Source organism: Vibrio sp. 11986-1-5 (genome assembly GCF_963878025.1).
Taxonomy (GTDB): domain Bacteria; phylum Pseudomonadota; class Gammaproteobacteria; order Enterobacterales; family Vibrionaceae; genus Vibrio; species Vibrio injensis.
In genome coordinates this window covers 229,597-242,360 of sequence record NZ_CAWNVW010000044.1, presented here as the reverse complement: position 1 = coordinate 242,360, position 12,764 = coordinate 229,597, and the positions used below count along the sequence as shown (strand labels likewise).

Genomic DNA, 12,764 nt, shown 5'->3' with positions numbered 1-12,764 from the left:
GCTTGTTGCTTGGGCTTAATTTATTCGAGCGTCGGCGAGGTTAATTTGGGTTTTAAATGGGTTAGGACAAAATCGATGAAGACTCTTAATCGTGCAGGCATGTATTTGGTTTGAGCATATTGCATGGCAATCGCCCCGTGGTAGTTACTTTTTATTGTCCAGTTTTTCAGCAGTTGGATAACCTTTCCCTCAGCGATGGCATCTTGAACCACAAAATCGTGGAAGATACCTATACCCAAACCACTTTTTACCGCATTTAAGCGGATCTGGGATTGATTCACCGCGTAGCGACCAGTGACGGCAACGGTATGAAACTCATCCTCTTTAAGAAAGTCCCAAATATGATCGCGTTCGGTTTCGGCTAAATAGAGACAGTCGTGATGGATGAGTTCAGTAGGATGAGTTGGTACTCCGCGCTGCTGTAGATAATCTGGGCTAGCGCATAACACCAAATTTGTTTTGCACAGTTCACGCATCACTAAATTTTCATCGGGTTTATCGGTCAGCTTAAACGCGACATCAATATTATGACGAAATAGATCAATTTCCCCGTCTGCAGCGCGTAATTTCAATTGGATATGAGGGTATTGCTTAAGAAAAGGTAAGACAAAAGGTTGTAACACTGAATGTAAAAAAGCTTCAGGGGCGGCGACGGTCAGTGAACCTGATGGTTCACTGTGATCGGCGTCAGATAAGTCAACCGCTTGTTGTGCAGCGTTGATCATCACTAAGCATTGGTCGTAAACCCGTTGTCCTGCTTGAGTGATCACTAACTTTCTCGTGGTACGTTCAAACAGTTTGACATTGAGAGCCAGCTCTAAGCGAGTGATCAGTTTACTGAGCGCTGACGGAGTTACCCCAAGCTTGTGGGCGGCGGCAGTAAAACTGCCTTCATTGACGACAAGGATAAACGTCGCAAGATCAGGAAGTAGACTGATAAGTTTAGTGTTAAGCATGATGCCTGTGCTTATCTAATTAAGTGTTAATAATATTAACCCCAACTCCCCGTCGGATCAGGAAGATTGGTTTAGCTTACTTTACAGGGAGCTGTGCGGTTATTTTGAAAAAGCGCATCATTTTGGCAGATTAATGACCAAATCGTCTCTATGTATCATTATTAATATCTACTTTTGTGATTTGTGCCAGAGATTTTGTGGAGGAAATGCAGTTTCAGATAATGCTCATTGATTGAATGGTCATTATTTATATAAAAGGCGATGTAGTGGTTCTTAGTCAATCGACTCTTAATGCTTAGAAAAGAGAGCGGATAGGAACTGGCTCCGTGTATTCAATCGATGGACTATCGTTGAGTAACTCAACAATCGATGATTCCCCTTCGACGACGAGTACCTGTTGGTCATCGAAGCTATCAATTAAGGTGAGTTCCAAGCTTTTCAGTAGTTCGAGCACCACGATTTTTTTGTCAGCATGGTATTTGACATAAAAACGTGCCGTTGACTGGTTTTGTTCGATGGTCTTATCCTCAGCAATATAAGAGGGATCAGTAGCAGTAGGCAGTGAAGATAAACTGGTTATCATCAGTAGTAAGGATGTTAGCATAATGACCTCTCTTCCTTAATTAGTATCTTCTGCCGATTCAAAGCAGCAGGGGTTCTGGCTTATCATTTTTTCGTCCCAATTCGCCAGCCTATCGTGTGTAGTGCTCTGGTTCTGGCGCTGCTTCAGCATTGCTTACACGCTGTGAAAATAACGATCCCCAAGAAAACGTTGATAGCAAATCTAGGGGATCGTGCCATTCTATTGACCTGACGTTTTAGGTCTGGTTAAAGACGTTAACCTCGTGGGCCATTACACCCTGCATCTAAATAATTTTTTGCGGCCAGAGCATTCACTAACCCATAACCAGTACGATTATCTCGGCCAGGGACATCCAAATCCAGCGCCGTTTGGGTTAATGCTTGGCGGATCTGTTTTGCCGAGCACTGTGGATGATAACTCCACACTAAGCCTGCAACGCCTGACACATGCGGTGTTGCCATCGAGGTCCCATTATAGTACTGATAATCTTCACCGGTACGAGTCGATACGGTAATGTCTTGACCGACTAAAGCCGCCAATTCTTGCCCTACGTTACGATTGACACTGACAGACAATAGTGGGTGAGTGTTAAATTGATCGAGAACAAAGGGATTTTGGAGGCCTGGACGTTGCTGATTACTGTAAACAATCGCCGCTAAAGCGCCAGCATTGTTACAGGCTGCAACGGCATTAATTTCCGGACGAACGGATGGTGTTTCATTAGCGATTCGTTCAGTGAGACAAATTTTGCCACGCATATCGCCACATTGATAGCGCCCTGCGCTAGTATCACAAACGGCTAATGGCGCAGTATATTGACCTGCAATCGGTGCTGATTCAAAACCAAAACCATTATTATTTAAGCGATTATGTGGCACGACACCACGGCGAAAATAATCACGGTCCTCAGTGATTATTGTCGATAAAACGCCTTCACCTACGCTGACTGTTGAGAGGACGGCAACTCCTGGCGCCGCGATTTCTACTTGGTTAGTCGCTTGAGAGAACGAAGCATGATCGTAATTGCTGTCAACGGCAGCGACAGACATCACTGAATCATAAGAGGCAGGATAACTGTGCGCGGTATTACCGGAGTTACCCGCAGCAGCAATCATTAATACTCCTCGCTCATACAATGCGTCCATTGCATTTTGTTCGGTGCGGCTTGATTGACTGCCCCCTAAGCTCATATTGACAATTTTTGCCCCATTATCCGCACAAGTTTGAATCGCTCGCACTAGCGTCGATGAATATCCCCAACCTGACTCATTGAATACTTTGACAATATGTAGGTTAACATTTTGATTTGGTAGTAAGCCTTTTACGCCTTCATTGTTGGCGATGGCGGCAATCGTGCCTGCGACATGGGTACCATGGGCATTGTTGCTACCTGGAATGTACCATTGTCCTGTTCCTCGATCGTTCGTTCCAGTGACTCGGTTACCGCTCAAATCGTTATGGGCGAGGTCGTAACCAGAATCAATAATACAAATGGTTTGATTGCCAGCTTGGCTATCTTCTAACTGATCGGCTTTAACGGCAAAGTAACCCCAAGGTGTGGTTTCGCTCATTAAAAAACGCGGTGGGTCGATTTCTACATACTCGACATCTGGGCGTGAACGGAGGGCTTCAACGCGCTCTTCTGCAAGTTTCGCGCTGTATAAAGCATCATGACCAATAGGTTCAATATCACTGGCTTGCACCTGTGATAATAGAGCTTGCTGACCAATCCGTGGGCCCCAGAATGGGTTATTAGCCATCGAGAATGGCTGTTCATCTTGTTTAAATTTGACAATATAACGAGTAGGAATACTCGCTTCATCAAATGCCAGCGTTGGGTGAGCTATCGCGGAAGTCGCACTACCGGCGACAATCGCTATTGTACCTAGTTTAACGTAACGTTTTAATTGGTTTTTTTTTATCATTTGCCCTGTCCTTTTTGAGCGATATTTTTGCAGGTTGATCATCCTATATTGCCCAGTTGACTTGCAGCTACTACACTATTTGGTTCGCTCACTCCAATCGTGTTGTTACTGATACTCATGGAGAATCATGGATTTGCCAGTTGTCAGCAACGTCAAGTCGGTTGGCCAGATCGTATAATCAACCGCTAACATTTCATATTTCAATCGTGTCACTGCGCGAGATTTCATAATCAAGACTAATGACTTGATCACGTATAGCGCAAAATAATTAAACAGAAAAGAAAATAATTATAATTAGCATTTTTATTGAAATAAGATCACAAAATAAACGAAATAAGTTAATGGAATCTTATTAACCCACTGATATTTATGTGGTTATTTGGTTTTTTTGTCAGAATGGTATCGGTATGAAAATAAATGACGATAGGAGAATCGTGAATTTGACCTTAGTGCCACAATTTTTATCAGTCACTACTTATTGTCATATAACTCAGGTTAATATGTTTTAATTCACTAATCAGATAATGATGTACCAATTATCTACCGTATACACATGGGGTATAAATATGAATATATTAACGTTTCTTTTAAGTGTAACTTTACCTATTGGTACATCGGTTACTCCTACTCCCACTTTTACTATTCCTGAAACTGTGCAGGCAAACTACTCAGTGGCTCCTACAGGTAGACAAACTTATACCTATGTGCGTTGCTGGTATCGTACTAGCCATAGTACTGACGATCCGGCAACGGATTGGCAGTGGGCGACAAATAATGATGGTAGTTATTTTACCTTGGAAGGTTACTGGTGGAGCTCGGTCGGGTTAAAAAATATGTTTTATACTCAGACCTCACAAAATACCATTCGTCAGCGCTGCGAACACACTTTAAGCATTAACCATGATAATGCGGATATTACCTTTTATGCGGCGGATAATCGTTTCTCATTAAACTATACGATTTGGTCGAATGATCCTGTCATGCAGGCTAATCAAATAAACAAGATTGTCGCGTTTGGTGACAGCTTGTCCGATACCGGTAATATTTTTAATGCCGCGCAGTGGCGTTTCCCGAATCCAAATAGCTGGTTTTTAGGACATTTTTCTAATGGGTTGGTTTGGACAGAATACCTTGCTCAGTCTAAAAATATGCCAGTCTATAACTGGGCGGTTGGTGGTGCTGCCGGAGCGAATCAATATGTGGCTTTAACTGGAGTGACTGGACAAGTAGATTCTTATTTACAGTACATGGGTAAAGCACAAAATTACCGTCCGGAAAATACCTTATATACGTTGGTCTTCGGTCTCAATGATTTTATGAATTATAACCGAGACGTTGCGGAGGTTGCGGCTGATTTTACTACGGCATTACAACGTTTAACACAATCTGGCGCGCAAAATATCTTAATGATGACGTTACCGGATGTGACTAAAGCTCCGCAGTTTACCTATTCGACACCAGCTGAAATCGATTTGATTCAAGGTAAAATCAATGCGCTGAACACCAAGTTAAAACAGTTAGCAGCACAATATATTTTACAAGGTTACGCTATTCATCTGTTTGATACTCACGCACTATTTGATTCAATGGTCGCTGAACCGGAAAAGCATGGCTTTACCAATGCCAGTGAACCTTGCTTGAATCTCACCCGTTCTTCTGCGGCGGATTATTTATATCGTCATCCGATCACCAATACCTGTGCTCGTGATGGTGCAGACAAATTTGTATTTTGGGATGTCACCCATCCAACCACAGCGACTCATCGCTATATTTCGCAAACGCTGTTAGCGCCGGGTAATGGATTACAATATTTTAATTTTTAATATTTTCAGTATCTATCATTACCGCTAAGCTCGATGTAGCCTGAAGATCGTTTGTATCTTCAGGCTTTTTTATTGGATCGCTTATACCCTTCCGACTTGAAGCTGCAGGGGTGTTGGCTACGTTCGTTCGCCCCAATCACATAGTCTATCTATGCTCATGGGGACTCACTCTCTTGCCGCCTACCTGCAACTCCAAGTTGTTTGGGTATATGTTGTGGTTGACTACTTTTTAACTGTCTTCATTAGTTAATAATGCTTATTTGTGAATTGAGTTCATGAATGGTTTTCCGCAAAGCGAGATAATCCCATCCATAGGCTTCTATTACACTGACTGTCTAATCTGCTGGAGATAACGGCAATCAATAAGGAAAATGCAATGTCTTGTGATTTTTATCAACAAATACGCCAACAGTTGGATGATGTTAAAACCGAAGGTCTCTATAAATCTGAACGCGTGATCACCTCACAGCAACAAGCGGCGGTTTCTATCTCAACCGGTCAAGAAGTACTTAACTTTTGTGCCAATAATTATCTTGGTTTGGCGAACCATCCGGCTTTGATTGAAGCGGGTCAACAAGGTATGGCGACGCATGGTTTCGGGATGGCTTCAGTACGTTTTATCTGTGGTACGCAAGATATCCATAAGCAGCTTGAAGAGAAGCTGTCTGCTTTCCTTGGCAAAGAAGACACCATTCTTTATACCTCGTGCTTTGATGCGAATACCGGGCTATTTGAAACGCTACTTGATAAAGAAGATGCCATCATCTCTGATGCGCTTAATCACGCTTCGATCATTGATGGCGTTCGTTTATGTAAAGCGATGCGTTTTCGTTATAGCAATAACAACATGCAAGAGTTGGAGCAGCAGCTGATTGCTGCTGACCAAGCGGGCGCACGGCATAAGCTGATTGTCACCGATGGTGTTTTCTCTATGGACGGCGTAGTGGCGAACTTGCCAGCGATTTGTGATTTAGCGGATAAATACCATGCTTTGGTGATGGTGGATGATTCCCATGCGGTGGGCTTTATGGGCGCAAATGGCCGTGGTACGCATGAATATCATAACGTTATCGACAGAATTGATATTATTACCGGAACGCTAGGCAAAGCCATGGGCGGCGCTTCTGGTGGTTATACTTCCGGTAAGAAAGAAGTGATTGATTGGTTACGTCAGCGTTCACGTCCTTATCTCTTCTCAAACTCCGTGGCACCAGCGATTGTCGCCGCTTCTCTGCGTGTCTTGGATCTGTTAGCTGAAAGTGGTGAATTACGCGATAAACTGTGGAGTAACGCGGCGTATTTCCGCTCTCGTATGGAAGCGGCGGGGTTTACCATGGGCGGCGCTGATCATGCGATCATCCCGATTATGCTTGGTGATGCGAAAGTGGCTGCTGAGTTTGCTGAGCGTGCATTAGTCAAAGGCATTTACGTGATTGGTTTTTCTTTCCCGGTGGTGCCAAAAGGTCAGGCGCGTATCCGCACGCAAATGTCAGCGGCTCACAGTCGTGAGCAGCTCGATAGAGCGATTGATGTCTTTATTCAAGTCGGCCATGAGATGGGGCTTATCAAATGAAAATCAAAGCATTAGCCAAGTTAAAACCAGAGCAAGGCATCTGGATGACCGAAGTCGATATGCCAGAGCTGGGTCATAATGACTTACTGATTAAAATCAAAAAGACCGCCATTTGTGGTACCGATGTGCATATTTACAACTGGGATGAATGGTCACAAAAAACCATCCCTGTGCCGATGGTGGTGGGCCATGAATACGTTGGTGAAGTGGTTGGTATTGGTCAAGAAGTTCGCGGTTTTGAGATAGGGGATCGCGTTTCAGGTGAAGGGCATATTACTTGTGGTCACTGCCGTAATTGCCGCGGCGGTCGTACTCACCTTTGCCGCAATACCATTGGCGTAGGGGTGAACCGCACCGGTTCATTCTCAGAGTATTTAGTGATCCCAGCGTTTAACGCGTTTAAGATCCCCGATGGTATTTCTGATGATCTTGCGTCTATCTTTGACCCGTTTGGTAATGCGGTGCACACGGCTTTATCGTTTGATTTAGTGGGCGAAGATGTGCTGATAACTGGAGCAGGTCCAATCGGTATTATGGCGGCGGCGGTGGCGAAACATGTTGGCGCGCGCCACGTGGTAATCACTGATGTGAATGAATACCGCCTAGATTTAGCGCGCAAAATGGGCGTAACGCGAGCGGTTAATGTGGCGGAGCAAAAGCTTGAAGATGTGATGAATGAACTCGGCATGACAGAAGGCTTTGATGTCGGCCTTGAAATGTCTGGAGTGCCAAGTGCGTTTAGTTCGATGCTGCAAACCATGAATCATGGCGGACGCGTCGCTCTGCTAGGCATTCCACCTTCATCGATGGCGATTGATTGGAATCAAGTGATTTTTAAAGGCTTAGTCATCAAAGGCATTTACGGTCGCGAAATGTTCGAAACGTGGTACAAGATGGCGAGCCTGATTCAATCTGGCTTAGATTTAACGCCAATTATCACCCACCACTTCAAGGTCGATGATTTCCAACAGGGTTTCGATGCCATGCGTAGCGGGGCTTCTGGCAAAGTCATCCTTGATTGGCAAGCGTAAATTTTCTTGCCTAACGTTGTCCGTATTAACTAAAAAGGAGCTGATGGAGCTCCTTTTTTAATGCGTTGATTGAAATATATTCTTCTACCTGTAGTTAGCAAGTACAGTGTCGACATGACCCTGCTCTCGGAATTGTGCCATTTGCTGGTTAAATTCAGGGAGTAGGCTGTTAAAAGGTGAACTCTTGCCAATACATAAGGAAAATTCTACTTCAGTCAGTATGATTGGCAGCTCGATAATCAATCCTTGCAGATTTAACTGAGCCATTAAATAGTCCGCTACGATTTTGTCCGTGGCGATAACATCTCCTCTACCATGAGCCAACATGGTTAAGGCATTGGATAAGTTTGAGGTTAATAACCGGCGAAATTTATCTTCAGGAAAATGCTGATTACCCCAATTATTACCTTGATAATCCAGAATTAAAAAAGGGCTTAGATCTTCCGTTGTTTGGATATGCTCAATCTGATCAAGATTGCGGTTAGTTGGGTTAACAAACAAGTTCATGGGGCCAACAATAACAGGTGTACTCGATACATTAGTGTATTCCTGCCGCGCTTGTGTGGCGACGGTGATAAAAGCGTCAGCTTCTCCCATTTGGACCATTTTCTGCGCTCTGGCCCATGGATAGCCTCTGTGAAGTACGGAAATACCCATTTTATCTTGTAAAACCTGATCGGCAATATCGATAAAAATCCCCGCCATGTTACCGTTTTCATCTCGAAAAGAGTAAGGCGGAAAAGAGTCATAATAAACAATCGTCATCGAGGGTTTGGCAAACGTGGATGCGCTTGTTAAGGATAAAACCAGTAGAACCCATATTCTATTCGACATAATCCATGCTCATTAATAATAGTCTTGTTATTATAGTGAATTCTGAACAACGCATAGTGCGTTATAGGTTATCCAAACCATCGCTCAGATGAAAAATGAAACAGTGAAGTCATAGGTGCGAGAGGTAGGTTTGAGAGGTGATAGTGCAATCTGCGTTGCAAGATGAAACTGTTGCATATCGCCTGGTTGATTAAGAAGTCGTGGCTTGCGTTAAGTTATATAACTAATGTGCGTTAACCACTCCGGTTTGGTTAAAGCACATCGGCTCGATACGGTAGCTTTCGGTGGCAATGAATCCGTTAGCAAGCGATCTGATTATCCAGCACTTCAAACTGAGTTTTATCCCATTCAGTGAGATTATCGGTGACTTTGCCAATCAATGGCAGTAAACGTCCGGCGTCTCTTTCTTTGAAAGGGTGATTAGTGATCACAGCAAATCCAGCAATGCAGCATTTACCGCCCTTGGCTTGAATGAATTGAGCCAGTGTTCGCACCGCTTCTTCGCTGTAAGATTCAATTTTATAGATATGGCCCATAATGCTTTCCTCTAAAGGTAGTATTCAGCATGATGACGAGTGAGCGCTGAGTTATTTTTATTAAGCATATTTGGTGCCAGTTTATATCGATTGAAGACGATTGATATCAGACCTATCTGATCGTTAGCTAAGAAGATTCAACAATCGCGGTTTCATCAATCTCGTATTTGCGGATCTTACGCCACAAGGTAGTGCGGCCAACCCCCAGAGCTTTGGCGGTTTGTTGTAAGTGACCTTGATGATGTTTTAACGCATGAATAATGGCGTTTTTTTCTATTAACTCAAGGCGTTGAATGGGCTGCGCTTGGTCCGTGCGTCGGCGTATTCTATCGGGCAGATCGCCAAGGCGGATAATACGATGCGTCGAGCTCAGTAGCACTTTATCCATCACACTCAGTAATTCACTGCGATTGCCGGGCCAGCTATAATCCAGTAGTGTTTGCAAAGCCTCTGCGGTAAGCGTGCAATTCGCTCGCTGAACAATATGTGCAATTAAGGTGCGGGTATAATCAATAGCTTCGCGCTGCGGTGGAATACATATCTCAATGCCCTGCATCGCGTAATACAATTGACGGCTAAATACCCCTGATTCGACTAACTTATCTAAATCAGCACTACTGGTGCTAATCACCCGCACATTAACCGGAATCACCTGCTGGCTGTGTAAGCGAGTGAGAAATCCGGTTTTTAAAATCGCCAACAAGCTAGCTTGTAAATGAGGTGGCAGGTATTCGATGTGTTCTAAAATCAGCGTGCCATTGTAAGCCAGTTCAAATTTCGATGGTTGGCTTTGCTGGTCATCCCCGAGTAGTGCTTGTGCTAATTGTTCCGCTTGTAAAGCTGCACAATCAATAATCATCAGTGGTGCGAGGCGCTGCTGGCTTTTATGATGAATAGCCAACGCGAGCGAGAGTTTACCGACGCCATCTTCACCTTGCAGTAGTACCGGCACTGAGACTTTGGCCGCTTTTTCAATGCGTTGCTGACATGGGTGGCCTTCCAATAACCACAAGTTTTCGCTCGGCTGCCAATAGTCGCCGCCAATAAGATGACGTTCATGCTGTTGAGGGAGTGGTTCACTGGGATGAAACAGCGCCATCACTTCACCACTGCTGAGTGGCTTAAGTGAGAGGATCACTTTCAGCAATTGTTGCTGACAATCCACCATGACTTCGACTTTTTCTAGTTTAGTTCTGTCGGCTAACGCTTGCTCTACCACGGGCGGAAAATGAAATAACGCCTCAATATGGAGGCCAATATGACTTTCATCTAAACCTAGCCATTGCCGAGCACAGTGATTAATGTACTGCACATAGCCAGACGCTTGCCAAGTGACCACGCCTTGCTCTATTCCTTCCAATAGTACATCACGCTGGGTTAATAAGGTATTGGCTTGGGTCAGGCGCAGCTCTGAACTGAGTAGGGTTTCAATCTCCCGGGCGGCACTCTCGATTAATGCATCAATCATCATACTATGTTGTTGGGTTTCGCTGATCAGAGTCAAGCTGGCTAGCAACTCGCCCATGGGATCAAAAATGGGTACTGCCGAGAAAAACCAAGGATGCAGCGCTTTACTGAGATGTTCGGCTCCGTTTGACAGTTGCGCTTGATGCGTGATTAAACAGCGCTCGATAGCATGATTGCCGATCCGTTTATCTGTCCAATCGGATCCGACGCTTAAGCCGAGATTTGACAGCGCTTGGCTAAGCCTTGCCGCCCCTTGTAGGTGTAAGGTAATCCCTTGTGCATTGGTTATGCAAAATAACCAATTGGGGTCGCGAAGTTTTTCGGTGATGGCATCTAAGACTCTTTGGGTAAAACAGAGTAAATTTTGCTGTGATTGCAAAGTCTCGTTAAGCGTTGAGCCTCGTAGCGTTCTTGGCGGTTGCCAAGATTTAGCTTGGCAACATTGGCTTGCTTGCTGCCACTGTTGATAGAGCTCAGCATGCTGGCCTTTAACCGGTAACCAGCCTGTATCGACAAAAATTTTCCATTGTTTATAGGTATCGGCAACCATAAATACATCTGCGGCTAGGGAGGCTGAGGATATGGTAACAAGAAGCTCGTCAAAAAACGAATCCCCCAAGCAAGATGGGGGATAAATAGTACCGTTAGGCGGTGGTTAAGGCATGGGTGGTAAGGATCGCGGCATACACTTGGTCGGCACTCACGGGAAATGGCATGTTATGAATGGTCTCGCCTTCGGCGCAGGCCATTTCTGACACCGCCATGATTTGTGGCAAATCGATAGTGGTGACGCCCATTTCGTGTAAATTAGTCGGTAAGCCTACTTGACGGCAGAAAGCCAACACTTGGGCGAACTCTTCTTTAGGGGCATTCTCTAATACCAGTTGTACTAGGGTACTGAACGCGACTTTTTCACCATGATAAAGGTGGTGACACTCTTCTAATACCGTTAAACCGTTATGAATCGCATGGGCTGCCGCCAGTCCGCAGCTTTCAAAGCCGATTCCGCTTAAATACGTATTAGCTTCGATAATGTTTTCCATCGCTTGAGTCACCAGACCTTGTTTACCAGCCATCATCGCGCTGTAGCCATCTTCTAATAGCGTTTGATAACAGGTTTGAGCAATCGCAAAAGCGGCTTTGGTGGCGAGGCCTCCTGCCATGGTCGCCTTACCAGAGGTAATGGTTGCCCGCGCTTCAAAGTAAGTGGCGAGTGCATCACCCATTCCTGCCACCAATAAACGTACCGGAGCTTTGGCAACGATTTCGCTATCGACCAACACCATATTCGGATTGGCAGGGAAGAATAGATATTCGCTGAACTCACCTTGTTCGGTGTAGATCACCGCCAGTGAGCTGGTTGGCGCATCAGTTGAGGCGATGGTAGGAATGATCACCACAGGCAAACCCAAGTAGTAAGCGACACTTTTCGCGGTATCAAGCGCCTTGCCGCCACCGATGCCCATAATCACTTGCGCTTGATCCTCTTTGGCGACCTGAACTAAGCGCTCAATTTCATTACGGCTACATTGACCGTGAAAAGGCGATAAGGTGAGATGCATGTCGAGGCCAGCAAACTGAGTGGCTAGGCTGTCTTCAACCAGCGGGAGTACCATAGGGTCAGTGATGGCGAAAGCCCGTTGACCAAAGCCCGTGACATGGCGAGCCACTTGATGGATAGCGCCTTTACCTTGAATGTATTTACTGGGCGAGATTAAGATTTTTTCCACGTTATTGATCCTTATTCTATGTATGAATCATTTTTATAGTGAGCCTGACGGTGAGAAGAGATGCCAAGCTCGGTTGGCTCTAGTAGTAAGTGGTTAGGCTTGGCTTGGCAATCAGTTTTGCCAATCGGATCGCCAATCAAATCCCTGTTTCACATTTCATTGCTTTTCGCTGCCTCTCGTTAAACAAGAAAAGACACAGTTCACAAATTTAACTCAACTGGTTCACTATGAAACACTTTAAGGGCTTTGGTGGTTTCATAATGAAACTTTTGATTGATAAATTGCTTAATTTAGCGCTAATGGTAG

The 12,764-nt window shown here is 44.7% G+C and carries 9 protein-coding genes and 1 pseudogene; 3 read left to right on the top strand and 7 right to left on the bottom strand.

Going from position 1 to position 12,764, the window contains the following annotated elements:
• Nucleotides 1-20: 20 nt before the first annotated feature.
• The 3 genes and pseudogenes from AACS00_RS11160 to AACS00_RS11150 all read right to left on the bottom strand — a co-directional run.
• Entirely contained in the window at nucleotides 21-956 is a 936-nt protein-coding gene (locus AACS00_RS11160) for a LysR family transcriptional regulator (RefSeq protein WP_110167445.1), read from the bottom strand.
• 295 nt (nucleotides 957-1,251) lie between these two features.
• Nucleotides 1,252-1,560, bottom strand: a complete 309-nt coding sequence (locus AACS00_RS11155; RefSeq protein WP_072670758.1) for a hypothetical protein — start codon at nucleotides 1,558-1,560, stop codon at nucleotides 1,252-1,254.
• Nucleotides 1,561-1,796: 236 nt separating this feature from the next.
• Nucleotides 1,797-3,464, bottom strand: a pseudogene (locus AACS00_RS11150) (S8 family serine peptidase); the annotation flags it as partial.
• 566 nt (nucleotides 3,465-4,030) lie between these two features.
• Between AACS00_RS11150 and AACS00_RS11145 the strand changes: the two are divergent.
• From AACS00_RS11145 to tdh, 3 genes are all read left to right on the top strand, one after another.
• Nucleotides 4,031-5,287, top strand: coding sequence for an SGNH/GDSL hydrolase family protein (locus AACS00_RS11145; RefSeq protein ID WP_110167443.1), 1,257 nt, complete (start codon nucleotides 4,031-4,033; stop codon nucleotides 5,285-5,287).
• A gap of 376 nt (nucleotides 5,288-5,663) precedes the next feature.
• A complete protein-coding gene (locus AACS00_RS11140; RefSeq protein ID WP_110167442.1) occupies nucleotides 5,664-6,860 on the top strand; it encodes a glycine C-acetyltransferase in 1,197 nt (398 codons plus the stop codon).
• A complete protein-coding gene (tdh, locus tag AACS00_RS11135) occupies nucleotides 6,857-7,891 on the top strand; it encodes an L-threonine 3-dehydrogenase (RefSeq protein WP_004396757.1) in 1,035 nt (344 codons plus the stop codon). The genes AACS00_RS11140 and tdh overlap by 4 nt, the downstream gene beginning before the upstream one ends.
• 84 nt (nucleotides 7,892-7,975) lie before the next feature.
• Here the strand turns inward: tdh and AACS00_RS11130 are convergent, their stop codons facing one another.
• The 4 genes from AACS00_RS11130 to AACS00_RS11115 all read right to left on the bottom strand — a co-directional run bounded on the left by AACS00_RS11130 (nucleotide 7,976) and on the right by AACS00_RS11115 (nucleotide 12,458).
• Nucleotides 7,976-8,725, bottom strand: a complete 750-nt coding sequence (locus tag AACS00_RS11130; RefSeq protein ID WP_110167441.1) for a substrate-binding periplasmic protein — start codon at nucleotides 8,723-8,725, stop codon at nucleotides 7,976-7,978.
• Nucleotides 8,726-9,024: 299 nt separating this feature from the next.
• Nucleotides 9,025-9,261 carry a hypothetical protein gene (locus AACS00_RS11125; RefSeq protein WP_072670753.1) on the bottom strand — a complete coding sequence of 79 codons (237 nt, stop codon included), beginning with the start codon at nucleotides 9,259-9,261 and terminating at the stop codon, nucleotides 9,025-9,027.
• Between the two features lie 127 nt (nucleotides 9,262-9,388).
• Nucleotides 9,389-11,278 carry a sigma 54-interacting transcriptional regulator gene (locus AACS00_RS11120; protein WP_072670752.1) on the bottom strand — a complete coding sequence of 630 codons (1,890 nt, stop codon included), beginning with the start codon at nucleotides 11,276-11,278 and terminating at the stop codon, nucleotides 9,389-9,391.
• Between the two features lie 94 nt (nucleotides 11,279-11,372).
• On the bottom strand, nucleotides 11,373-12,458 hold the full coding sequence (locus AACS00_RS11115; protein WP_110167440.1) for a glycerol dehydrogenase: 1,086 nt from the start codon (nucleotides 12,456-12,458) through the stop codon (nucleotides 11,373-11,375).
• Nucleotides 12,459-12,764 lie beyond the last annotated feature (306 nt).